The sequence below is a fragment of the Sulfurihydrogenibium azorense Az-Fu1 genome (assembly GCF_000021545.1).
Classification (GTDB): Bacteria; Aquificota; Aquificia; order Aquificales; family Hydrogenothermaceae; genus Sulfurihydrogenibium; species Sulfurihydrogenibium azorense.
In genome coordinates this window covers 71,626-95,022 of record NC_012438.1, presented here as the reverse complement: position 1 = coordinate 95,022, position 23,397 = coordinate 71,626, and the positions used below count along the sequence as shown (strand labels likewise).

General features: G+C 33.3%; 31 protein-coding genes. 24 read left to right on the top strand and 7 right to left on the bottom strand.

The window, feature by feature from the left end; translation table 11 throughout:
* Positions 1-7: 7 nt before the first annotated feature.
* Together SULAZ_RS00530 and SULAZ_RS00525 are read right to left on the bottom strand one after the other, a co-directional pair.
* On the bottom strand, positions 8-370 hold the full coding sequence (locus SULAZ_RS00530) for a NifB/NifX family molybdenum-iron cluster-binding protein (protein WP_012674061.1): 363 nt from the start codon (positions 368-370) through the stop codon (positions 8-10).
* 52 nt (positions 371-422) lie between these two features.
* Positions 423-731 carry a 4a-hydroxytetrahydrobiopterin dehydratase gene (locus SULAZ_RS00525; RefSeq protein ID WP_012674945.1) on the bottom strand — a complete coding sequence of 103 codons (309 nt, stop codon included), beginning with the start codon at positions 729-731 and terminating at the stop codon, positions 423-425.
* Positions 732-860: 129 nt separating this feature from the next.
* On the opposite strand from SULAZ_RS00525, the gene SULAZ_RS00520 reads away from it, so the two are divergent.
* From SULAZ_RS00520 to SULAZ_RS00505, 5 genes are read left to right on the top strand one after another with little or no spacing between them, the layout of a single operon-like run.
* Positions 861-1,349, top strand: a complete 489-nt coding sequence (locus tag SULAZ_RS00520) for a TlpA family protein disulfide reductase (protein ID WP_012673715.1) — start codon at positions 861-863, stop codon at positions 1,347-1,349.
* Positions 1,349-2,119, top strand: a complete 771-nt coding sequence (locus SULAZ_RS00515; RefSeq protein ID WP_012674638.1) for a ZIP family metal transporter — start codon at positions 1,349-1,351, stop codon at positions 2,117-2,119. The genes SULAZ_RS00520 and SULAZ_RS00515 overlap by 1 nt, the downstream gene beginning before the upstream one ends.
* 14 nt (positions 2,120-2,133) lie before the next feature.
* Positions 2,134-2,274, top strand: coding sequence for a hypothetical protein (locus tag SULAZ_RS08970; RefSeq protein ID WP_012673486.1), 141 nt, complete (start codon positions 2,134-2,136; stop codon positions 2,272-2,274).
* Positions 2,275-2,282: 8 nt separating this feature from the next.
* On the top strand, positions 2,283-2,561 hold the full coding sequence (locus SULAZ_RS00510; RefSeq protein ID WP_228357448.1) for a hypothetical protein: 279 nt from the start codon (positions 2,283-2,285) through the stop codon (positions 2,559-2,561).
* Between the two features lie 10 nt (positions 2,562-2,571).
* Positions 2,572-3,270 (top strand): molybdopterin-dependent oxidoreductase, encoded by a 699-nt coding sequence (locus SULAZ_RS00505; protein WP_012674161.1) that lies wholly within the window; start codon positions 2,572-2,574, stop codon positions 3,268-3,270.
* A gap of 27 nt (positions 3,271-3,297) precedes the next feature.
* On the opposite strand, the gene SULAZ_RS00500 is transcribed toward SULAZ_RS00505, so the two are convergent.
* Positions 3,298-4,359 (bottom strand): cytochrome-c peroxidase, encoded by a 1,062-nt coding sequence (locus SULAZ_RS00500; protein WP_012675059.1) that lies wholly within the window; start codon positions 4,357-4,359, stop codon positions 3,298-3,300.
* A gap of 123 nt (positions 4,360-4,482) precedes the next feature.
* Between SULAZ_RS00500 and SULAZ_RS00495 the strand changes: the two genes are divergently transcribed.
* Genes SULAZ_RS00495 through SULAZ_RS00455 form a run of 9 tightly spaced genes read left to right on the top strand, consistent with a single transcriptional unit; the run spans position 4,483 to position 10,867 of the window.
* Positions 4,483-4,869: a hypothetical protein gene (locus tag SULAZ_RS00495; protein ID WP_012673867.1), complete on the top strand. Its 387-nt coding sequence runs from the start codon at positions 4,483-4,485 to the stop codon at positions 4,867-4,869.
* Between the two features lie 10 nt (positions 4,870-4,879).
* On the top strand, positions 4,880-5,308 hold the full coding sequence (locus SULAZ_RS00490) for a coiled-coil domain-containing protein (RefSeq protein WP_012674823.1): 429 nt from the start codon (positions 4,880-4,882) through the stop codon (positions 5,306-5,308).
* Positions 5,309-5,318: 10 nt separating this feature from the next.
* Positions 5,319-5,780: a CCDC90 family protein gene (locus tag SULAZ_RS00485; protein WP_012674042.1), complete on the top strand. Its 462-nt coding sequence runs from the start codon at positions 5,319-5,321 to the stop codon at positions 5,778-5,780.
* Positions 5,780-6,529 carry an HAD family hydrolase gene (locus SULAZ_RS00480; protein WP_012675067.1) on the top strand — a complete coding sequence of 250 codons (750 nt, stop codon included), beginning with the start codon at positions 5,780-5,782 and terminating at the stop codon, positions 6,527-6,529. Before SULAZ_RS00485 ends, SULAZ_RS00480 begins: the two co-directional genes overlap by 1 nt.
* Complete coding sequence (gene cmk, locus SULAZ_RS00475; protein WP_012673522.1) at positions 6,526-7,170, top strand: (d)CMP kinase; 645 nt, start codon at positions 6,526-6,528, stop codon at positions 7,168-7,170. Before SULAZ_RS00480 ends, cmk begins: the two co-directional genes overlap by 4 nt.
* Complete coding sequence (locus SULAZ_RS00470; RefSeq protein WP_012675076.1) at positions 7,167-7,925, top strand: SAM hydrolase/SAM-dependent halogenase family protein; 759 nt, start codon at positions 7,167-7,169, stop codon at positions 7,923-7,925. Before cmk ends, SULAZ_RS00470 begins: the two co-directional genes overlap by 4 nt.
* A gap of 22 nt (positions 7,926-7,947) precedes the next feature.
* On the top strand, positions 7,948-8,214 hold the full coding sequence (locus SULAZ_RS00465) for a hypothetical protein (protein WP_012674800.1): 267 nt from the start codon (positions 7,948-7,950) through the stop codon (positions 8,212-8,214).
* Positions 8,211-9,323 (top strand): redox-regulated ATPase YchF, encoded by a 1,113-nt coding sequence (gene ychF / locus SULAZ_RS00460; protein ID WP_012674007.1) that lies wholly within the window; start codon positions 8,211-8,213, stop codon positions 9,321-9,323. Before SULAZ_RS00465 ends, ychF begins: the two co-directional genes overlap by 4 nt.
* 2 nt (positions 9,324-9,325) lie before the next feature.
* Complete coding sequence (locus SULAZ_RS00455) at positions 9,326-10,867, top strand: ATP-binding protein (RefSeq protein ID WP_012673665.1); 1,542 nt, start codon at positions 9,326-9,328, stop codon at positions 10,865-10,867.
* A gap of 203 nt (positions 10,868-11,070) precedes the next feature.
* On the opposite strand, the gene SULAZ_RS00450 is transcribed toward SULAZ_RS00455, so the two are convergent.
* The 4 genes from SULAZ_RS00450 to hisA all read right to left on the bottom strand — a co-directional run bounded on the left by SULAZ_RS00450 (position 11,071) and on the right by hisA (position 15,841).
* Positions 11,071-12,105 (bottom strand): outer membrane beta-barrel protein, encoded by a 1,035-nt coding sequence (locus tag SULAZ_RS00450; RefSeq protein WP_228357480.1) that lies wholly within the window; start codon positions 12,103-12,105, stop codon positions 11,071-11,073.
* A complete protein-coding gene (locus SULAZ_RS00445; protein WP_012674667.1) occupies positions 12,056-13,147 on the bottom strand; it encodes an outer membrane beta-barrel protein in 1,092 nt (363 codons plus the stop codon). Before SULAZ_RS00445 ends, SULAZ_RS00450 begins: the two co-directional genes overlap by 50 nt.
* A gap of 367 nt (positions 13,148-13,514) precedes the next feature.
* Entirely contained in the window at positions 13,515-15,038 is a 1,524-nt protein-coding gene (locus tag SULAZ_RS00440; RefSeq protein WP_012673651.1) for an RNA-guided endonuclease InsQ/TnpB family protein, read from the bottom strand.
* Between the two features lie 83 nt (positions 15,039-15,121).
* The gene (hisA, locus tag SULAZ_RS00435) at positions 15,122-15,841 is read right to left on the bottom strand and encodes a 1-(5-phosphoribosyl)-5-[(5-phosphoribosylamino)methylideneamino]imidazole-4-carboxamide isomerase (protein WP_012675024.1); all 720 of its coding nucleotides are present in this window, start codon (positions 15,839-15,841) and stop codon (positions 15,122-15,124) included.
* Positions 15,842-15,945: 104 nt separating this feature from the next.
* Here hisA and SULAZ_RS00430 point away from each other — a divergent pair, with 104 nt between their 5' ends.
* From SULAZ_RS00430 to SULAZ_RS00385, 10 genes are all read left to right on the top strand, one after another.
* Positions 15,946-16,386, top strand: coding sequence for a MotA/TolQ/ExbB proton channel family protein (locus SULAZ_RS00430; RefSeq protein WP_012674093.1), 441 nt, complete (start codon positions 15,946-15,948; stop codon positions 16,384-16,386).
* 46 nt (positions 16,387-16,432) lie between these two features.
* Positions 16,433-16,696, top strand: coding sequence for a hypothetical protein (locus tag SULAZ_RS00425; RefSeq protein ID WP_012674478.1), 264 nt, complete (start codon positions 16,433-16,435; stop codon positions 16,694-16,696).
* A 12-nt stretch (positions 16,697-16,708) separates the two neighbouring features.
* Positions 16,709-17,131 carry an ExbD/TolR family protein gene (locus SULAZ_RS00420; RefSeq protein ID WP_012673759.1) on the top strand — a complete coding sequence of 141 codons (423 nt, stop codon included), beginning with the start codon at positions 16,709-16,711 and terminating at the stop codon, positions 17,129-17,131.
* Positions 17,094-17,414: an RNase H family protein gene (locus SULAZ_RS00415; RefSeq protein WP_012674641.1), complete on the top strand. Its 321-nt coding sequence runs from the start codon at positions 17,094-17,096 to the stop codon at positions 17,412-17,414. The genes SULAZ_RS00420 and SULAZ_RS00415 overlap by 38 nt, the downstream gene beginning before the upstream one ends.
* A complete protein-coding gene (radA, locus tag SULAZ_RS00410) occupies positions 17,401-18,744 on the top strand; it encodes a DNA repair protein RadA (protein WP_012673688.1) in 1,344 nt (447 codons plus the stop codon). Before SULAZ_RS00415 ends, radA begins: the two co-directional genes overlap by 14 nt.
* A 77-nt stretch (positions 18,745-18,821) precedes the next feature.
* Positions 18,822-20,567, top strand: a complete 1,746-nt coding sequence (ilvB, locus tag SULAZ_RS00405; RefSeq protein ID WP_012673975.1) for a biosynthetic-type acetolactate synthase large subunit — start codon at positions 18,822-18,824, stop codon at positions 20,565-20,567.
* A gap of 5 nt (positions 20,568-20,572) precedes the next feature.
* Entirely contained in the window at positions 20,573-21,139 is a 567-nt protein-coding gene (ilvN, locus tag SULAZ_RS00400) for an acetolactate synthase small subunit (protein WP_012674812.1), read from the top strand.
* Positions 21,132-21,731: a hypothetical protein gene (locus SULAZ_RS00395; RefSeq protein ID WP_012674198.1), complete on the top strand. Its 600-nt coding sequence runs from the start codon at positions 21,132-21,134 to the stop codon at positions 21,729-21,731. The genes ilvN and SULAZ_RS00395 overlap by 8 nt, the downstream gene beginning before the upstream one ends.
* Before the next feature lie 30 nt (positions 21,732-21,761).
* A complete protein-coding gene (gene ilvC / locus SULAZ_RS00390; RefSeq protein ID WP_012674932.1) occupies positions 21,762-22,760 on the top strand; it encodes a ketol-acid reductoisomerase in 999 nt (332 codons plus the stop codon).
* 12 nt (positions 22,761-22,772) lie between these two features.
* Positions 22,773-23,396: a CDP-alcohol phosphatidyltransferase family protein gene (locus SULAZ_RS00385; RefSeq protein WP_012674277.1), complete on the top strand. Its 624-nt coding sequence runs from the start codon at positions 22,773-22,775 to the stop codon at positions 23,394-23,396.
* The last annotated feature ends 1 nt before the right edge of the window (position 23,397 follow it).

Sequence of the window (23,397 nt, the reverse complement as noted above, 5' to 3'; positions counted from 1 at the left end):
ATCCCTCTTACTTTTTATCTACATGTGGCATAAGCATAAAATCTATAGGTTGAAACTCTCTTAGTTTCCCTTCTAAAAACTGATTAATCACTTCTTTGTAAGGTACATTTTTAGATTCTGTGTAATAAGGTTTTATTCCACAATTTATCATATGCTGGTAAGCTCCACCACCTAAGTGGTTTGTTATCACTATTTCAACCTTTTCTTTTGAGAGAATGTTTACAACATCCCTTCCACTTAAATGCTCGTTTTCTACTATTTTAACATCTTGAGACTGTGTATCGTAGATAAGAAAGAACTTTGCTTTTCCAAAAGCTGGTGATACTAAATACTCATCTTTTTGTGGTTTTATAGGTAAGGCTATTTTCATCTTTTTCCTCCACTTTTCATTGAACAAAATTATACCATAAGGTTAGTATATACTAACCTAAGATTTTTTCAAGGGATTGATTTAAAGCTTTAGCTAAATCAATATCTGCTTGGGTAATACCTCCATGACTATGGGTTGTAGTTGAGATTGTAATGGTTTTTGTTGCGGTGTGGAAAATAATATCTGGATGATGGTTTGTTTTTTCTATTGCGTTTGCTACTTCCTTTAAGAATGCTGTTATTTTAGCCCAGTCCTCTATATAAAACCTTCTTGTAATACATTTAAACTCTAACTGCCAACCTTCTAAATCCTCTAACGCTTTTAGAACTTCTTCTCTTGTTAAAGCTGTTTTGTTTTCCATAACACTCCTCCTGCATAGATTTAAAAATAAATTTAAAATCAATTTAATAAGAAGTATATGAGATAAAATATAGTCTTTAAAAAATTTAGAAGTATAATTAATAATGATTACTAATAAGGAGGTTTTGATATGTTTAAAAAATTTGCTTCTGTTGTGTTGCTTTTGGTAGGATTGTCTTTTGCCAATCCTCAAGACTTAATAGGTAAAAAATTTGTTGACTTTTATGGAAAAGATGAAAGTGGCAAGGTAGTTAAGGCGTCTGAGTATATTGGAAAGGGTAAGCCAGCTGTAATAGTATACTGGGCTATAGGAGATGTAGACACGTATAAAGTATTACCAAAAATAAATCAGTTGTATAAAAAGTATAAAGATAAGGTTATTTTTATAGCTCCTTTACTTAGTGTCTCTAATCCAAAGGAAGTCCAAGAAGCAAAAAAATTTATTCCTATTGATATGCCTGTATGGCTTGCTGGTAGTGATTCTATAAAAGGATACTCTATTGAAAAAGTAGACGTTCCATATCTGGTATTTATTGACAAAAACGGTAATATTGTAGACATAATGACTACAGCAAGAGATATTAAGAAGATAGAAGAAAATATTAAAAAATTACTATAATGGAAACAACAGTAGTAGCTATTGCTGGAAGCTTTTTAGCAGGTTTAGCTACAGTTTTAGGTGTTTTACCTGTATTTTTAGGTAAGAAGGTATCTCCTGTTATGCAGGATATTCTTTTAGGGTTTAGTGGTGGGATTATGCTGTCTGCTTCATTTTTTTCTCTACTTGCTCCAGCTATAGAGATGGCAAACAGTATATTTGAAAAACATTTAGCAATTTTTATAGTTTCTATTGGATTACTTACAGGTGCAGTTGTATTTTTAATTGCTGATAGATTTATTCCAGAAGATTACTTTATAAGGATATATCAAAACTCTGACAGTAAAACCTTAAAAAAGATGTGGCTTTTTGTACTTGCAATTACAATCCACAACTTTCCAGAAGGAATGTCATCATCTCTTGGATTTTTAACAGGAGATTTAGGGAAAGGTATATCCCTTGCAACGGGTATTGGTATTCAAAACATTCCAGAAGGATTAGCTGTAGCTTTGGCTTTATATTTAAACAACTTTTCAAAGAAAGATATATTTTTAATAACTTTTTTAACTGCAGTAGTAGAGCCTATAGGTGGAGTTGTTGCGGTTTTACTTTTTTCTATATCCCATTATATCCTACCAATAGGACTTTCTTTTGCAGCTGGGGCTATGCTTTTTGTTGTTAGTAAAGAGATGATTCCTCAAACTCATAAAAAAGGTTTTGAAACACAGGCTACTTTTGGACTGATGCTTGGTTTTGTTGTAATGATGATTTTAGATAATTTATTTGGTTAAATGGAGGTTTTGTTATGGATATTTTAACTTACTTGGTTTTAGGCATTATAGTTGCTTGGTCAGGGTACTACATTTTTAAGAAGGTAAAAAGTGATATAAACAAAGGTAAATGTGGTGCTTGTAATTTAGGTTCTGCTTGCGGTAAAGAAAAGTGAAAAGGAAGTTGTCCTTAACTGTTGCAATTGTTTTATATGTTGTATTTGTTGTAGAAGCAATAACGGGCTACTGGATTGAAAAACCAAGGATTATTGGAAATATGTTTTTTAACATTTTAGATAGAAGAGATGCTTATTTTACTCACGTTTACATCTTTCCCATGTTACTTTACGGACTTATACTTTTTCATACAACTTTAACCTTAAAAAGATTTTTCAATTTTTATATAGTTTTAGGATTAAACGTATTGATTGTTTTGTTTTTACTGATACTACACTTTATCTGAGGTTTTAAACATGAAAAGGAGAAATTTTTTAAAATTTATCAGTTTATCCTTAATCTTTCATAATATCTCATTTGCTGGATTGTTAGACTACTTTAAAAAGTCAAAAGAAGAACTTCCTCCAGAAGGGAAATATACACCTGAAGATAAACTGTTTATAGTTGACATAAAAGGTGTACCTTCTGAAGTAAAAAATTTAAACTTAAAAGAGTATAAATTAAAAGTTTTTGGAAAGGTTAAAAATAACACTTATCTATCTCTAGATGAAATTAAGTCTTTAAAATCTGTTGAAAGGGAAGTTATTTTGGAATGTGTATCTAACGTAAGAGGAGATAAAATAGGAAAAATAAAAGTTAAAGGAGTTTTACTACAGGATATATTACAGATAGCAAATCCAGATAAAACAGCTAAGGAAGTAGTATTTAGGTCTTTTGATGGCTATCATACAAGTATAGAGTTAGATTATATAAAAAACTACCACCCTTTAATAGTTTACGGTATAAACAAAGATGAAAACGGTAAAGTTATAAAAGATTTATCAATAGACCACGGTTATCCTTTGAGAGTTATCTGTCCAGAAAAATGGGGTTATAAATCTGCAAAATGGTTAAAAGAGATAGAAATTGTAGATTATGACTACAAAGGTTATTGGGAAAAAACTGGTTGGAGTGATAGAGCTCTAAGAAGAGTAGATTACTTTGATGTTAAATAAAGGGAGCTTTTAAGCTCCTTTTTTGCCTTATATTCTTGGTTTTGGTGTTTTTGGAGAAGATGGTGGTAATACTGGCATTTTTAATGCATCTTCTGGGATTTTACCAGTTGTAGAGTCTAAGAATGCAACAATCTTATCTATTTCATCATCAGTTAACGTTATTCCAAGTTGAGTTTCTCCCATTATCTTAACAGCTTCTCTTATATCCCATACCTTTCCATCGTGGAAGTAAGGATATGTTCTTGTTACGTTTCTTAAAGAAGGCACTTTGTAAACATACTTATCAGCTTCGTTTTTAGTTACGTTGTACCTTCCTAAATCGTTAGTGTCTTGGTATGGATAAGGTTTAACTACACCGAATTTTTGGAACATAGTTCCACCTATAGCCACTCCATTATGACAAGAAGCACATCCCTTTTCCATGAAAAGTTTTAAACCTTCTTTCTCTTTTTGAGTTAAAGCCTTTGTATTACCTTTTAAAAATTCATCAAATCTTGAAGGTGTTACTAAGGTTCTTTCGAAAGCAGCTATTGCTTTTGCTACGTTATCATAGTTAACAGGGTCTTTTTCATTAGGAAATGCCTTTTTAAACTCTGCTACATAACCTTCTATAGTTTTTAATCTCTCTATCACAAGGTTAGGGTCCGGCATTGACATCTCAACAGGATTGAGTACTGGTCCTTTTGCTTGGTCTTCGAGAGTCTTAGCTCTTCCATCCCAGAATTGAGCTATATGGAAGCCTGCATTTAAAACTGTTGGAGCGTTTTTACCACCTGTTTGGAACTTATGTCCTAAAGATGTCTCAACTCCATCAACTCCGTAAGTTGCTAAGTTGTGGCAAGTATTACAGCTGATAACACCACTTAAAGATAGTCTTGGGTCGTAGTAGAGCATTTTACCAAGCTGAACTTTTTCTTTAGTTGTAGGGTTGTCAGAAGGAGCTGGAATTTCTTTAGGTAGTGGTTGGAAGTAGTTTTTTGCTTGGTTTAAAAGGTCTTTGTCGTTAATTTTCTGCTGTGCTACGGTGTATCCTGCTATTGAACCAACAGCTACTAAGGCAGACAAAGCCATTATGGACAACTTCTTCATTTTAGAACCTCCTTATTAGTAATTATTATTAATAATTATAAATCTCAAACTTTGACTTGTCAAATTTAAAAACCACCTTTAATTATTATTGTAAAATATTCTTACCACATCCGGAGGACAAAAATGCCTTTAGCTATACCGGTAGAGCTATATGAGAAACTTGCAGAGAAGTTAGGTAAAGAAACTGCTTTAGAGGTAGTTAAAGTCTTTGAAGAAGCACAGAAGCAACTTGAAGACAAAGTAGTAGAAGAAACCAAAAAGAGAAAAATCGAACTCAGAGACGAACTTAGAAAAGAACTTGCTACTAAAGAAGATATTCTATTAGTCAGGCAAGAAATTGAAACTGTTAGGCAAGAGCTGAAAGGTGAGATTGAGGCCTTAAGGCAGGAAGTGAAAGGAGAAATAAAAGTATTAAAGATGTGGATAATTATTTTAGGAATTTTGATGGTTGCGTTAAACCAAAACTCTCTCGAACTACTTATGAGAATAATATTTGGAAACATTAAATAGAGGTGCTTACATGCCTTTAGCTATACCAGTAGAGCTATATGAGAAACTTGCAGAGAAGTTAGGTAAAGAAACTGCTTTAGAGGTAGTTAAAGTCTTTGAAGAAGCACAGAAGCAACTTGAAGATAAAGTAGTAGAAGAAACCAAAAAGAGAAAAATCGAACTCAGAGATGAACTTAGAAAAGAGTTAGCTACCAAAGAAGATATATTACTAACCAGACAAGAGATTGAAATAGTCAGACAAGAGATTGAGACAGTCAGGCAAGAAATTGAAACTGTTAGGCAAGAGCTGAAAGGTGAGATTGAGGCCTTAAGGCAGGAAGTGAAAGGAGAAATAAAAGTATTAAAGATGTGGATAATTATTTTAGGAATTTTGATGGTTGCGTTAAACCAAAACTCTCTCGAACTACTTATGAGAATAATATTTGGAAACATTAAATAGAGGTGCTTACATGCCTTTAGCTATACCAGTAGAGCTATATGAGAAACTTGCAGAGAAGTTAGGTAAAGAAACTGCTTTAGAAGTAGTTAAAGTCTTTGAAGAAGCACAGAAGCAACTTGAAGATAAAGTTGTAGAAGAAACCAAAAAGAGAAAAATCGAACTCAGAGACGAACTTAGAAAAGAGTTAGCTACCAAAGAAGATATATTACTAACCAGACAAGAGATTGAAATAGTCAGACAAGAGATTGAAACTGTTAGACAAGAAATTGAAACGGTTAATCAAAAATTAGAAGGTAAAATTGAAGCCTTAAGACAAGAAGTTAAAGGAGAAATCAACGCTTTAAGGCAAGAGGTAAAAGGAGAAATTAAAGTATTAAAAATATGGATAATTGTTTTAGGTATTTTAATAGTTGCATTAAACCAAAACTCACTTGAGCTACTTATGAGAATAATATTTGGAGCTGTTAGATAATGATAGTTATTTTTGATGTTGATGGTGTTTTGATTGATGTTAGCAAGTCCTACCATTACTCTATAAAAGATACAGTTGATTTTTTTTCTAAAAAAGACCACAACATAGAAGACCTTCTTGATATAAAGTTGTCTTTTGGAATTAATAACGACTGGGATGCTTCTTTGGCAGGTATTTTATACGCTTTATCCAATAAAGATTTACAAACATTTAAAAATATCTTTAAGCCATACAGTACAAAACTTGAAGATTTCTATAGATTTGCAAAAGAGTATGATATAAAACTTCCTGATTACAAAGAGCTTGTTGAGTACTTTGAAAACAAGTACAGACAACACAGAGATAAAGAAAGTCTCATAATTCCCCATGAAATTTTAGCAGCTGTTAGAGAAAAATCTGATGTTATGGGAGTGATAACAGGAAGACCATTTTTAGATTTAGACTACACTTTTAAACTGTTTGATTTATACAAATACTTTGACCTGATAATTACAGAAGATGATATACCCCAGCCCCACCTTAGAAAACCATCTTCTTACCCTATGAAGCTATTTTTTAAAAAGTTTGAGTATAAAAACCCTACATACTATATAGGAGATACATTAGCAGACTACCTTATGGTTTATAACTACAACAAAGAAGAAGGAAAAAATGTAGAGTTTATACTTCTTGAAAACAATCACAACTCAAATCTCCCATCAAAAATTAAAGTAAAAGACCCACAAAAACTGTTAGAGGTGATTAGATGATAATAGCAATAGATGGTCCTGCAGGTAGTGGCAAAAGTACAATAGCAAAATTACTTGCAAAAAAGTTAGGTTTCACATATATAGATACAGGAGCTATGTATAGAGCTTTAGCACTTAAAGTTATAAATCTATCATTAGACCCAAACAACGAAGAAGAAGTATTAAAGGTCTTAGAAAACACAAAGATAGATTTAGTGGACGATAAAGTTTTTCTTGATGGACAAGATGTATCAGCTCATATAAGGACAGAAGAAGTTGGCAATGTAGCCTCAATTGTAGCAAGGTATAAAAAGGTAAGAGAAGAAATGGTAAATAAACAACGACAGATAGGAATAAACGCTAAAAATGCAGTTATAGAAGGTAGAGATGCAGGCACTAAAATTTTTCCTGATGCAGACCTAAAAATATTTATGACAGCTTCTCCTGAAGTTAGAGCACAAAGGAGAGTGCAGCAACTAAAAGAAAAAGGCTTTTTAGTAGATTACAATCATATACTCCAAAAGATAATAGAAAGAGATAAAATGGATTACGAAAGAAAAGAATCTCCATTAAGACCAACACAAGACTACATTATAATAGATACAACTGATAAAACCATAGAAGAAGTTATTAGCTACATAGAAAATCTGATAAAAAAATGAGAAGAACAGTTGCACTTCTAACAGATTTTGGATTGAAAGATGGTTTTGTGGGAGCTGTAAAAGGAGTTTTACTGTCTATAAACCCTGATTTAAACATTGTGGATATATCCCACGAGATAACTTCTTTTGATATATTAGAAGCTGCTATAGTTTTAAACACAACCTATAAATACTTTCCACAAAACACCATATTTATGTGTGTAGTTGACCCGGGAGTAGGAACAAGTAGAAAACCTATCGCAGTAAAGACAAAAGATTACTACTTTGTAGCACCTGACAACGGACTTTTAACCCTTGCACTAAAAAACCAACAAATAGAAAAAATAGTACATATAAAAAACTACCACTTAAAATCAGATACAAACACTTTTCATGGCAGAGATATATTCGCACCTGCCTGTGGATACCTATCAAAAGGAGTAAGTATTGAAGATTTAGGAGAAGTTATCCAAGAGTATAAAAAATTACCGAACATTGACCCAATAGAAAAAGACCATAAAATAATAGGTAAAATACTTATGTTTGATAAATTTGGAAACGCAATAACTAACCTGTCTTATCTTCCACAAAACTTTAAACTTTACTACAAAGATTATGTAATAACAGAAGTTAAAAATAACTTTTTAGAGGGAGAGAAGGACAAGCCAAACCTTATAAAAGGAAGTTTTGGATTTTACGAGCTTTTTATACCTATGGGAAGTTTCAAAGAAAAGTTTAACGCCAACATTGGAGATGAAATTTTGATAGAATATTAATTTCAATAAAAAAGAGGTAGCTATGGAAAAAATCTTACAGCTTTTAAACCAGGTAGCCCAAGATAACAACTATCCAATTTTTTACCATGACAAAACAAGAGAAATATGGATAACAGGATACAGAGAAAATAAAAAGTTTGATTTATTTGTAAAACTACTAAAAGATGGTAGTTATAAACTTATATACGAAATTCCACAAGAGAGAAAAGTTGCACTTTTTTTAAATGAAGATAGTTTATTGGTCCGTTTAAATAAAATCTTTGGTAAAGAGGTGGTAGAAGATAGATGAAGATGAATGTAGGAATAGTAGGACTTCCAAACGTAGGAAAATCTACAATATTTAACGCACTTACAGAAACAGCAAAAGCTTCCGTTGCAAACTATCCTTTTTGTACGATAGACCCAAATGTAGGAATAGTAAACGTTCCAGATGAAAGACTTTACAAGTTAGCAGAAATTGAAAAAAGTAAAAACATAGTCCCAGCAACTATAGAGTTTGTTGATATAGCAGGACTTGTAAGAGGAGCAAGTAAAGGAGAGGGACTTGGAAATCAGTTTTTAGCAAATATTAGACAAGTCTCAGCCATAGCACACGTAGTAAGATGTTTTGATGACCCAGACATAATACACGTAGAAGGGTCTGTAAACCCTGTAAGAGATGCCGAGATAATAGAAACAGAGCTTATTCTTGCAGACTTACAGTCTATAGAAAAAAGATTGGAAAAATCAACAAAAGCAGCAAAAACAGGCAGTAAAGAAGCAAAGTTTGAAGTTGAAGTGTTAGAAAAAGCAAAAGCAATTTTAGAAGATTTAAAACCTCTTAGAACAAACACAGACAAATTTGAAAAAGAAGAGTTAGAATGGTTAAATAAAACTCTTTTTCCTATAACTATAAAACCATTAATGTATGTAGCAAACATACCGGAAGAAGACCTTCCAGACGGTAAAAATAACCCTTACTTACAACAACTAAAAGAAAAAGCAGAGAAAGAAGGATCTCCTGTAGTTGTACTATGTGGTAAAGTAGAACAGGAATTAATAGAACTTCCAAAAGAAGAGAGAAAAGAGTTTTTAAACGCTCTTGGCTTAGAAGAACCGGGACTTAACAAAATGATAAAAACCGGATACTCTTTACTTGGACTTATTACCTACTTTACAGCAGGAGAAAAAGAAGCAAGAGCTTGGACTATTAAAAAAGGCACAAAAGCCCCTCAAGCAGCAGGAGAAATCCACTCAGACATAGAAAGAGGATTTATAGCAGCTGAAATCATAAACTACGAAGACCTAATAAAAATAGGCTCAATACAAAAAGCAAAAGAGCTTGGATTAGTAAGAATAGAAGGAAAAGATTACGAAGTAAAAGACGGAGATGTAATATACTTTAGATTTAACGTGTAAAGATGAAAAAACTACCAATAGGAATACAAAGCTTTAAAAGTATTAGAGAAGATAACTACTACTATGTAGACAAAACTCCTTTTGTTAAAAAGTTAGTAGATAATGGAAAGTATTTCTTCCTAAGCAGACCAAGGAGATTTGGAAAGTCTCTCTTTGTTGATACTCTAAAACAGGCTTTTTTAGGTAATAAACAGCTGTTTGAAGGATTATACTTAGAGAATAACTGGGATTGGAGTAAAAAATATCCCGTTATACATATAGATTTTGGCGGTGGTGTAATCAAAGACTCCCAAGACCTAAAAGAGTGGATAATAAGACAGTTAAAACGTCATACATTAACCTATAACATCTTAGTAGAAGATACAGACAATGTAAGATTTATGTTTACAGACATTATATTTAATCTATACAATACATATGAAAATCCTGTTGTAGTATTAGTTGACGAATACGACAAACCGATATTAGACAAAATAGAAGAACAGCAAAAAGTAATTGAAATAAGAGAAGTCTTAAAAGACTTCTACAGCGTATTAAAGACAGCGGAGCCTTATCTAAAGTTTGTATTTTTAACAGGCGTGTCAAGATTTTCAAAGGTATCTATATTCAGCGGTTTAAATCAATTAAATGATATTACTATAGATTTAAGATTTTCTACTATTTGCGGATATACTCAGTCAGAGCTTGAAACTGTATTTGCTGACAGATTGGAAGGGATAGACTTAGAAAAACTAAAATACTGGTATAACGGCTATAATTGGCTTGGAGATAAAGTTTATAATCCTTTTGATATCTTACTATTTTTTGATAAGAAAGAATTTAGACCATACTGGTTTGAAACTGGAACTCCAACCTTTTTAGTTAAATTGTTTTACAAAAATAGGTATTATCTACCAAACTTAGAAAACTTGGAAGCTGATGAAGGAATTATTTCTAATCTTGACGTGGATAATGTAAAAGTTGAAAATATCTTATTCCAAAGTGGATATTTGACTATAAAAGATACTTACACTCTTGGAGATGAGATGTATTATCTTTTGAGTTATCCTAATTTTGAGGTAAGAACAAGTTTTAACAAGGCATTTTTAAACTACATTGATAGAGTTGGACTAAGCTACAGACCAGAGTCTCAAATTTACAGAAGTATACAAGAAAACAATTTAGACAAATTAAAAGACACTCTATACAGCTTCTTTGTAAGCATACCAAACGACTGGTATAGGAAGAATGATTTAGACAGTTATGAAGGGTTTTACGCATCAGTGGTATATGCACTATTTACAGGAAGTGGTTTAAACACAAAAGCAGAAGATACAACAAATATAGGGAAGATAGATTTAACAGTATTTTATCAAGATAAAGCTTATATTATAGAGTTTAAAGTGGTAGAGAAAGAAGCTGAAAGCAAGGCTTTAAATCAGATAAAAGAGAAGAAGTATTATGAAAAGTATACAGGCAGCTGCAAAGAGATTTATTTAGTTGGGATAGAGTTTAGTAAGGAAAAAAGGAATATAGTTTATTTTGAATATGAGAAGTTAAAATAAGGAATAATATATCACATATCCGATGTTAACCAGTTGAGAGAATTACATAGAAAAGTTTTTCTTGCAAATAGTTTAAGTGATATAGTTTAGTTAGTCAAATATTTACAAGCTAATAGAAAGCAAGATAATTATAAGTTAAGTTTTAGTGTTTAAAAAATAAAAAGGCAGGGCTGTTAACCCTGCCTTAAAAAGTGGTTTATATCTTAGAATAAGAATCCTAACTCAACAGCTCCAGTTGTTCTGCTATCTTTAGGGTTTCCTTTATCATTTACAAAAATATTTTTATCAGAATTTACATAAGAAACTTCTGCTCTTATGAATGTGTTTTTAGTTGGGTTGTAAGTTGGAGTTATTGTAAATGTCCATACAGAGTTACCGTTTATAGTATCAGCTATTGTAGGTATTAATTGAGACTTCTTAGCGTCAGCATACTCTATCCTTACAGGTATTTGAATACCTGCCATTGGTTTTACGTTAGCACAGAGAGCTGCACCCCATGCAGAATCACTATTTCCTTGAGCAGCTTTTAATACTTTATCAGCTTTAAAGTAGTTAACTTCTAATCCGAGAGATACTATTCCAAGGTCTCCACCAGCAGTTAAAGCATAGATATCTCTTCCACCAGCTTCGTTGTAAGTGTGTAAGCCTACATCAACAGGTAATCCAACTTGTTTTAAGTTTCCTGTAATACCTGCTTCTATATAAGTTTTAGGTATAACTATTAAGAAGTTTTCATAGAAAGGTTTCATTAATTGAGCCCCAACTTTACCAGTACCTACGTAAACTTTAGCAATTCCTGCATCGTAAGAAGCTCTTGCACCTGCCATTACAACTGGGTTAGCTGTAAATAATACACCTCTTGTGATATGAGGGTTTAGGATTGTAACTGGTCTTTCACCGAAGTTAGCCCAAAGTAAACCTGCATCAACTGATAAACCTGCAACCGGTTTGTAAGTAACAAACGCAAGCCATGGTTTGAATTCTGTAGTTTTGCCGTGGCCTATTAAATTTAAACCTATAAATCTTCCATTCACAACATCAGAACTTGCAACTACAGTTGGAGCTTCCCAAGAACCAAATGCAGCTGTAAAGCCTATTCCACCATCTTGAGCCGGTTTTGTTAATCCAACTATCACGTTGTTAACAGAGAAGCCGTCTTTAGAAAAACCTCCAAGTGATAATACGTGATCATTGTCTTGAGCGTTGTAAGCTGCAGATACACCACCAAAGAGTGTGATGTCTGGAATTTACATAAGAAACTTCTGCTCTTATGAATGTGTTTTTAGTTGGGTTGTAAGTTGGAGTTATTGTAAATGTCCATACAGAGTTACCGTTTATAGTATCAGCTATTGTAGGTATTAATTGAGACTTCTTAGCGTCAGCATACTCTATCCTTACAGGTATTTGAATACCTGCCATTGGTTTTACGTTAGCACAGAGAGCTGCACCCCATGCAGAATCACTATTTCCTTGAGCAGCTTTTAATACTTTATCAGCTTTAAAGTAGTTAACTTCTAATCCGAGAGATACTATTCCAAGGTCTCCACCAGCAGTTAAAGCATAGATATCTCTTCCACCAGCTTCGTTGTAAGTGTGTAAGCCTACATCAACAGGTAATCCAACTTGTTTTAAGTTTCCTGTAATACCTGCTTCTATATAAGTTTTAGGTATAACTATTAAGAAGTTTTCATAGAAAGGTTTCATTAATTGAGCCCCAACTTTACCAGTACCTACGTAAACTTTAGCAATTCCTGCATCGTAAGAAGCTCTTGCACCTGCCATTACAACTGGGTTAGCTGTAAATAATACACCTCTTGTGATATGAGGGTTTAGGATTGTAACTGGTCTTTCACCGAAGTTAGCCCAAAGTAAACCTGCATCAACTGATAAACCTGCAACCGGTTTGTAAGTAACAAACGCAAGCCATGGTTTGAATTCTGTAGTTTTGCCGTGGCCTATTAAATTTAAACCTATAAATCTTCCATTCACAACATCAGAACTTGCAACTACAGTTGGAGCTTCCCAAGAACCAAATGCAGCTGTAAAGCCTATTCCACCATCTTGAGCCGGTTTTGTTAATCCAACTATCACGTTGTTAACAGAGAAGCCGTCTTTAGAAAAACCTCCAAGTGATAATACGTGATCATTGTCTTGAGCGTTGTAAGCTGCAGATACACCACCAAAGAGTGTGATGTCTGTGTTTGCTACTGTGATTTGTCCTGCGTTTGCTGCAGTTGTAGCGAGTAATCCCGCTGCTGCTAATCCTAATACTTTCTTCATAGTAAACCTCCTTAAAAAAATTTTTTTAAATTTTCTTAACAAAAAAGTTAACACATTTTAACCGTTTTGTCAATACCTATGATTAAAATCATAATTCCTATTCGGTTTTTACCAAAAAAACTTTAACTTATTCTTTTTTCAAAAAGTATATTATCAAAATCCGTGCCAAAAATCAGAAAATTAAAAAATATTAAAAAATCAACCATTTAAGTTTATAAACTTACACAGCTTCATCTTTTGCTTTTTTGCAAATTTGCAAAAAAATTTTTCAAGTTTCAATTTTTTTAATCCAAAACCGTAATTCACTCTATTTCTAAGTATAAAGTTAAAGGTTCATCTACTTTGCTAGGTATAGAAAAACCAGATTTTAAGTTCCAAATGTATTCAAATAACCTGATTTTTCCATCCACCCTGCAGGGAATGATGCTCCCCACCTACTACTCCCTATCCGTAAGGACTCAGGAGATACTTTGTAAAACAAATCAATCAACTTAAGCTTTACAGGATTGCAAAGCTTTATAAAGAAAGTTTTAAGATTTTCGTAAAACCTAAGTCTCAGGAGCTTGGCTCCTACTCTAATAATATTCACTGCTCCTACTAAGTCTGCGTGAAATACTTTATTTAAAACTTTATCTTTAAATATATCTCCATCCCTTTTTCCTTGACATACTTCTTTATTTTTTGTCTCTTTTACTTCAAATATATTAGCTAACGGTGATGTTTTAGATGTATAACTCTCATCAACCTCTATAACTTCCATCCCATACTCATAAGCTTTGTATTCTATTAACTTTATCAACCTTCTAAAAGGAATAGATACAAACTCTTGATTAGTTTTCTTTCCTAAGTCTATACCGTTTTTACTTTCAATTGCATTTTTTCCTATGTAGATGGTTTTATGTCCTGTTTCATGGAGTAAATCAACCAGTTTCCTTGCTATTTTGTGAAAGTTATTGTCAAGCCATCTCTTCCTGTGGGAAGATAGAGATTTCATCTTTAATTCTAATTCATAAATCTTCTTAGTAGCAACTTGGTTTTCAATAAAACCTCTCTTGACAGAGTTTTTTAAGTTGTTTATTTCAGCTCTAAGTTTTGACATTTCTTTGTTAAACCACTGATTGAAAGCTTTTATTTCTTTTCCTGATACTATGAAACTTTTTAACTCTACATTTTCACTTACAACAGATATCATTTCATCAAGTCCAATATCTATTCCTGCTTTATATTCTCCTACAGGATTTTTTAATTCTACTTCTTGCTCATAAACAGCATCTACATAAAGGTCATCTCCAAAGAGTTTTATTCTTAGTGAAGAAATTTTATAAGGGAAATCTTTAGGTAATTTAACTTTAAGATACTTATTGTTTTTGAGCCTGATTATTATTTTATCTCCTTCTTGCTTAAAGGTGTTAACATTTCCTTCTACAGAAAAGTTTATAAGGTATTTAAGTTTTTTAGCTTTAGGTGGTCTTGGTATTTCTTTAAATTTTTCAGGATTGGTTTTAAAGCTTTCAAGAGATTTGAAAAAGTTTTTAAAGTCTTTTATAGTCTGACGGATGATGTATTGGATGTAGTGAGGATTATCTACTTTCTCTTTCTGATTTTTAAGTTTTATAAGTAGGTCTGCTAATTCAGGATTATTTTCTATATTTTTTAAGACCTTTTCAAACTCTTCTTTGTATTTACCTGTATAGTTTTTTGCAACAAGACCATAGAGAATAGATTGGTTTAGTAAATGTTCTTTATAAAGGGTATAATATTTTGTGATAAGGATTGTAAGTATGTTTCTAAAGTGAGCAAGGTCTAAAAGTAGAGTTCTTACTTTTCTTTTTCTTTCTTTTCCGCCTACTCTTATGGTAAAAACTCTTTTTATTTTTTCTTGTGGTTTCATACGATTAAAGTAATCATTTGACTGCATTTTGTCAAGAGTTGCTAAAAAATTTTAGCTATATTTTGATAATTCTATTGTTCTAATCATAGCTCCTCTAACTTTATCTTACCTTCGTATATTGCTTTACCTACAACTACACCAAAAACACCGTAATCTTTTAACTTATATAAATTTATAACATCTTGTAGCGACCCAACGCCTCCGGATGCAATAACAAAGTGTTTTAGATTTTCTGCCAAATATTTAGTCCCTTCAAGGTTAGGACCTACCATTGCACCGTCTCTGTTTACATCTGTGTATAAAAATCCAAATATATCTAAATCATCATACTTTTTTGCAAACTCTAAAGGTGTGTAGTCTGTCTTTTCAACCCAGCCTTTTATTGCAACTTTGCCATCTTTTGCATCTATGCCAACAATTACTTTATTTTTAAAGTCTTCAACTATCCTTAAAAACTCCTCTTGATTTTCATAAGCAAGACTACCTATTACCACTCTATCAACGCCAATCTCAAACATACTCTTAACAGCTTCGTAGCTTCTAAGACCCCCTCCAAACTCTACTAAAATATCAACAGATTTAACTATACTCTCTACAACCTTATAGTTTTTAGGTTTACCTTCAAGAGCCCCGTCTAAGTCTACAACGTGAATATGCACAGCTCCACAGTCTTGAAAATACTTTGCCATATCAACAGGATTATCTTTATAAACTTTTACTTTATCAAACTCACCTTTATAAAGTCTTACCACTTTACCATCTTTTAAATCTATTGCCGGAATTATAAACTCTTTCAAACTCATCTTCTCAACCTTTTAAAAGTTTTTTGAAAATTTTAACATAATGTTTACACATCACCATCACTAACAGTGATATAATTTTCTAAAATCTTATATGGGAGTTTAGAATGAGTATAACAGATATAATACTAAAACTGGCTTTGGTGGGTGGTGATCCTGTCCTTTACATCCTTTTGATTATGAGTATTATCACAATAGCCATAATCATAGAAAGGTTTATGGCTTACAAAGTGATAGAGCAAAACTTAGACAAGTACGACCCTCTGGAGCTGCGACTCCAACTTGAAAAAAGACTTGGAATACTTGCCACTTTTGGAAACAACGCTCCATTTATAGGACTTTTTGGCACTGTTTTAGGTGTTATAAAAGCATTCCACCACTTAGGGACTTCTTCAGAGTTTGGAGTTAGAGTTGTTATGACAGGTATATCAGAAGCTCTTGTTGCTACTGCTATGGGACTGTTTGTAGCAATCCCTGCCGTTATAGGTTATAACTACTTTGTAAGAAAGATGAAGTTTTTACTGATGATATACGAGAGTAAAAAATGATAACTACACAGTAGCAATTACCAAAAAACCAGAAGTTATAGAAAGTATGATTTTAGAAACAGGAGGTAAAGAAGAGATGATGTTGTTAACAGATAAATGGAAATTAGAGGGTTTACAGGAAGGTTTAAAAAAGGGTTACATAAAAAGCATACTAAACTTAATAAACTTAAAGTTTCAACCAAACCCTGAAGAACTCCAAACCATAGAAAACAAGCTCTCATCTTTTGAAGATGAACAAAAATTTGAAGAGGTGTTGAGAATAGTAGCTACAGCTGATAGTTTTGAAGAGGTTAAAAACAAAATACTGTGAGGTAAAGGATAGATGAAGATTACCGACGAAAACGACAGAGAAATATCAGAAATAAATATGATTCCACTTGTTGATATAGTCCTTGTTATACTTATTATATTTATGGCTACTGCTACATTTATGGTTGAAGGTAAAATACCCCTTGACCTTCCAAAAGCAAAAACCGGAGAACCATCAAAGCAGCTCCAAAAAAGAATAGAGATAACCATAAAAAAAGATGGAGTATACTTCCAAGATAAAAAAGTAGACTTAGACCAGCTAAAATCTATACTTGAGACAGAAAAACAGAATGTAGAAAACCAAGTTGTTGCGTTAAGGTCTGAAAGAGATGTGCCTTTTCAAGATGTAGTGAGTGTTATCGACGTTTGTAGACAGGTAGGATTGGAAAAGTACGTAATTGAAACAAGAAAAGAGTGCTGTAATAAAAGCCCTTGAAGCATTAAAAAAATCTCCATACGATATAGATCTGTACACTGATTCAAACTATGTAATAAACGGAATAAACTCTTGGCTTGAAAAGTGGATTAAAAACAATTGGAAGACTTCTTCTGGAAAACCCGTTGAAAACCAAGATTTATGGCAAAGATTGTATGAATTATTGAAAAAACACAGAGTAAAGGCTCATTGGATAAAAGGACACAGTGGTCATCCTGAGAATGAGTACTGTGATAAAATAGCTAAACAAGAAGCTTTGAAAGTGAAAGATGAAAAAAAGTAAAACAAAAACAACTTACGTATGTAATGAATGTGGTGCAACCTTTCCTACTTGGGTAGGAAGATGTTCTGTATGTGGTGCTTACAACTCTGTTTCTGAAGAGATATTAGATTTTAAAAAAGAAAAAAGCTTTATACCAAAAAATGTTTTTCCTAAACCTATAACAGAAATAAGCTTTGATTTAAATTTATCAAGGACAAAATCCGGGTTTGATAACTTTGATACTGCCATAGGTGGTGGATTTGTTCCCGGTCAAGTAGTTTTAGTCTCAGGAGAGCCGGGAATAGGAAAGTCCACTTTACTTCTTCAAATATCTTCAAACCTTGCAAAAAGTAAAAAAGTTCTCTACATATCAGCTGAAGAGTCCTCTTATCAGATCTATCTAAGAGCCCAAAGAGTAGGAGCTCTGGAAAAAAATCTATACATACTTTCTGATACAAATTTAGAGAGTATAGTTTCAGCTATAGAAAATATAAATCCAGATTTGATAGTTTTAGACTCTGTTCAAACTGTTTACTCAGAAAACCTTGAATCACCGGCAGGGTCTGTATCACAGGTTAAGTATGTAAGTAGTAAAATTACAGAAATCTCAAAGTCAAAAGGTGTTATCTCTTTAATCGTAGGTCAGGTAAACAAAGAAGGAAGTATAGCCGGACCAAAGGTTTTAGAGCATCTTGTAGATACGGTAGCCCAGTTTGAAGGAGAAAAAGGTTATGCCTACAGGATACTGAGAGTCTTAAAAAATAGGTTTGGAAGCTCCGGAGAGATGGCTGTTTTTAATATGACAGATAAAGGAATGGAACAGGTTTTAGACCCATCTCTGTTTTTTATATCCCAAAGGCCACAAAACCAACCGGGAAGTGTAATATTTCCTTACACAGAAGGCTCAAAACCTATACTGGTAGAAGTTCAAGCACTTGTATCAAAAACTTTTTATCCTGTTCCCCAAAGAAGAAGTCAAGGCATAGACTTAAATAAAATATCAATCATAACAGCTGTTATGGAAAACCATCTAAAGATAAATCTTAAAGATAAAGATATATTTGTTAATGTTGTAGGAGGAATAAAGGTAGACGAGCCGGCGGTAGATTTAGCAGTTGCTACAGCTATTTTTTCAGCCTACAAAAATATCCCAATTCCAAACGATATGGCAGTCTTTGGAGAAATTGGTTTAACTGGAGAAGTAAGGTCTGTTCATTTTGAGGATATAAGGATAAGGGAGTGTAAAAGTAAAGGCTTAAATCAAGTACTTGCACCGACAAGTTATAAAGAAAGTGATATACAAGTAAAAAATATAAGAAGGTTAAAAGAAATGTTAGATATTTTTAGCTAAAAATCAAATAAAAATCATACCAAAAAGTTTTTTAGATTTATAATATTTTTTTAACTTTAAAAATTAGGAGTACAGCGATGGAAAAGAAAAGAGGAGCTGATATAGTTGTAGATGTATTACTACATGAAGGAGTTGATACTATATTTGGTCTTCCCGGTGGTGCAATAATGGAAGTTTACGATGCCCTTTTTGATGCACCATTTAAAAATGTTTTAACAAGGCATGAACAAGCAGCTTGTCATATGGCAGATGGTTATGCAAGAGCAACAGGGAAAGTAGGAGTAGTAATTGCAACATCGGGACCGGGAGCTACAAACTTAGTAACAGGACTTGCAACAGCGTATATGGACTCTATTCCACTGGTTGCAATAACAGGTCAAGTTCCAAGACATTACATAGGAACGGACGCATTTCAAGAAGCTGATGTTATTGGAATAACAAGACCAATAACAAAACATAACTTTTTAGTAACCGACATAAAAGACCTTCCACTTATTTTAAGACAAGCTTTTTACATTGCAAGAACAGGAAGACCAGGACCAGTTTTAGTTGATATTCCAAAAGATATCACACAGCAAGTCTCAGAGTACTACATACCATCAGATGAAGAAGTAAAAGAATCTTTACCGGGATACAATCCCCACGTAGAAGGCAACCCTGTCCAAATAAAAAAAGCTGCAGAGTTGATAAGAAAAGCAACAAGACCAGTTTTATACGTTGGTGGTGGAGCTATACTTGCAGATGCTGCAGAAGAAGTAACAAAACTGGCAAGGTTAACGAAGATACCAGTTACCACAACAAATATGGGAAAAGGTGCTTTTCCTGAAACAGACCCTCTTTCTTTACATATGCTTGGTATGCACGGAACATACTACGCTAATATGGCTGTCTATCACAGTGATTTACTTATAGCAGTAGGAGCAAGGTTTGATGATAGAGTTACAGGTAAGATATCAGAATTTGCACCTGAGGCAAAAATCATACATATAGACATAGACCCAGCTTCAATAAGTAAAACGATAACCGTTGATGTTCCTATAGTTGGAGATGTAAAAAATGTTCTTCAAAAACTTATAAAAGAGTTAGAAGAAAAACCGGTAGAGTGGGTAGCTGCAAGGGAAAACTGGCTAAAGCAGATACAAGAGTGGAAAGAAAAACATCCCCTATCTTACAGAAAGTCAGATAAAATAATAAAGCCTCAGTATGTAATAGAAGAGATTTACAACATAACAAACGGAGATGCCATTATATCAGCTGGTGTAGGGCAACACCAAATGTGGGCCGCAATGTTTTATAAATACAGTTACCCAAGACAGTTTTTAAACTCAGGTGGTCTTGGAACTATGGGATTTGGTTTCCCTGCAGCTGTTGGAGCTAAAATAGGAAGACCTGATAAAACTGTATTTGCAATAGAAGGAGATGGATCTTTTATAATGAATGTACAAGATTTAGCAACGGCAGTCCAGTACAGAGTACCTGTAAAAATTGCTATAATAAATAACGGATTTTTAGGAATGGTAAGACAGTGGCAGCAGTTTTTCTATGATAGTAGGTATGCGAGTGTTTGCCTATCAGTTCAGCCGGACTTTGTTAAGTTGGCAGAAAGTTTTGGAGCTGTAGGATTAAGGGCAACCAAGCCTTCAGAGGTTAAAGAAGTTTTAGCAAAAGCTATGGAGATAAACGATAGACCAGTGTTGATAGATTTTGTTGTAGATAGAGAAGAAAACGTTTTACCTATGGTTCCAGCAGGAAAAAGTTATAGAGAGATGATTTTAACGCCAAAGCAAAAAGGTGAAGCAGAAACTATGTACTTAGTGGGGTAAAATGAATGAGTGAGATAAAAGTAATTAAAGAAAGACCACAGCCAGAGAAAAAGATAGGAAGACACGTAATAACAGTTAAAGTTCAGCATAACTTTGGTGTTTTAGCAAGGATTACTGGACTTTTTGCAGGAAGAGGCTATAACATAGAAAGCCTTACAGTAGGAAGAACCCACGAACCCCATATAGCAAGAATAACAATAGTTGTAGAAGGGGACGAAAGAGTTATAGAACAGATTATAAAACAACTAAGGAAACTGATAGAAACTTTAAGGGTAAGAGATATAACAGATATACCTCACATAGAAAGAGAACTTGCCCTTATAAAAATCCATACAGAAAATGACAGAACAAGAGATGAGATAATGAGACTTGTAAATATATTTAGAGCAAAGGTTGTAGACGTTTCAACAGATACCTACACAGTAGAGATAACTGGTGATGAAGATAAGATAGAGGCTTTTATAAGTCTTATTAAACCTTTTGGTATTAAAGAAATGGCAAGAACAGGAACGTTAGCGATGGTAAGAGAATCAGCAACAAGTAAAATTTTACCGGGGGAAAGGTTTGATTAAAAAGTTGTTTATTACCCTATCTTTTGCATCTCTTTCTACTTACGCTCAAGAAGTAGCAATAGCAAAAGCATCTGTAGAAAGCTTACCAGATAGTTATTCAGACTATCTAACAGAATTTTTAGTAAATAATGTATCAGGAGCTTCTTTACTTACAAAAGGCAAAGAACCTTTATACGTGGTATATCCATCTTTAATATGGGAAGGAAAGGCTTACAATCTCTGTATAAAAACGTATAAAGCAAACAACCCTTACTCATCTTCTTGTATAACAGTTAACTACGCTGAAGATATTTACTCAAGATTAAAAACATTACAAAACAACGAATTTTTTAAACTAAAAGATATACCTGAGAAAAAAATAAACATAAAACTACAGCTTAACACTAACCCCCAGTACAACAAAGTTAAGTTAGTATCCCAAAAAGGGGATAACCTAACAAGGTATGTAGATATTACAAAAGATATAGATGGTGTAAAAGTAGGAAAAGGCTTTGTAAATCTAAATGTTATAACGTTAGATGATGAGGCAGCTGGTAAAGTTTTTAAACTTTTAATTGAAAATAACAAAATAGAGAAAGTTGTAGTAGAATAATTAAAAAATTAATTCAATCAGGAGGATGAAATGGCAAACATCTATTACGATGAAGATGCTTCTTTAGATTACTTAAAGGACAAAACTGTAGCTATTATAGGATACGGTAGTCAAGGACATGCCCACGCATTAAACTTAAGAGACAGTGGAATAAAAGTAATAGTAGGTTTACTTGCAGGAAGTAGGTCTATAGAAAAAGCAAAAGCGGAAGGTTTTGAGGTTTACACTCCCGACGAAGCTGCTAAAAGAGCAGATGTTGTAATGATACTTACTCCTGATACAGTTCAACCACAACTTTTTTACTCTGCTATACTTCCAAACTTAGATGAAGGAAATGCTTTAGCCTTCGCCCATGGATTTAACATACATTTTGGACAGATAGTACCACCTGCTTACGTAGATGTTTTCTTAGTAGCACCAAAAGGACCAGGACACTTAGTTAGATGGATGTACGAAGAAGGAAAGGGTGTTCCAGGATTGTTTGCAGTTTACCAAGACTTTACAGGTAATGCTAGAGAAGTAGCAATGGCTTACGCAAAAGGAATAGGTTGTACAAGAGCAGGACTTATAGAAACAACCTTCAAAGAAGAAACAGAAACAGACCTTTTTGGAGAGCAGGCTGTCTTGTGTGGTGGAGCAACTGCCTTAATAAAAGCAGGATTTGAAACACTTATAGAAGCTGGATACCAGCCTGAAGTTGCATACTTTGAGTGTTTACACGAATTAAAACTCATTGTAGACCTTATATATCAGTACGGTATATCTGGAATGAGATACTCAATATCTGACACTGCAAGATATGGAGACGTTACAAGAGGAAAAAGAGTTTACGAAGCTGTTAAACCAATCTACAAAAAGATACTAGAAGAGATACAAGAAGGTGAGTTTGCAAAAGAATGGATACTGGAAAATGTAGCAAACAGACCTCACTTTAACGCACTTGTTAAAAAAGATGAAGAACATCCTGTTGAAAAAGTAGGAAAAGAGTTAAGAAAAATGATGCCATGGCTTGGTGGTAAAAGTTTATAAAAAAGGGTTGTTATGAATTTAACATCAAAAAGAAAAAGCATTAAAAAGGTGTACGAGCCTGTAGGGGTTCTCCTTGCGAGAACCCGTATAACTCCAAACATAATAACGGTAATATCTGTTATAATCGGTATTTTAGCAGCTGTATCCTTTTACAAAGAGAAGCCTTTAATAGGTGCAGCCTTAGTTTTTATCAGTGGTTTTTTTGACCTACTTGATGGGGTTGTTGCAAGGGAAAAAGAAAGAGCATCAAAGTTCGGTGCAGTGTTTGACTGGCTTGCAGATAAATTTGTCGATGGATTTTTACTTTTCTTTATAGGAATTACATACTCTACTCCTTACCTTACAGCTTTAGCAATAACTGCAAGTATGCTTCACACTTTTATAAAACCTGTTGCTTACGCTGAAATAGGGTTTTCAAATAGACAGAAAGGAAAGATAGATGACCCACTTGAAGGTATAGGGTTTTTCGGAAGACCAGAAACACTTTTAACAATAATTGTGTTTGCTATTTTTGAACATTTTAAAATTTTAGGTGGTCTTGAGTTTGGATTTGTTATAATAACAGCGTTAACAACGTTGTCTTTACTTCAAAGGATTGTATATCTTTACATAAAGTACAATAAAGATTACGATTAAG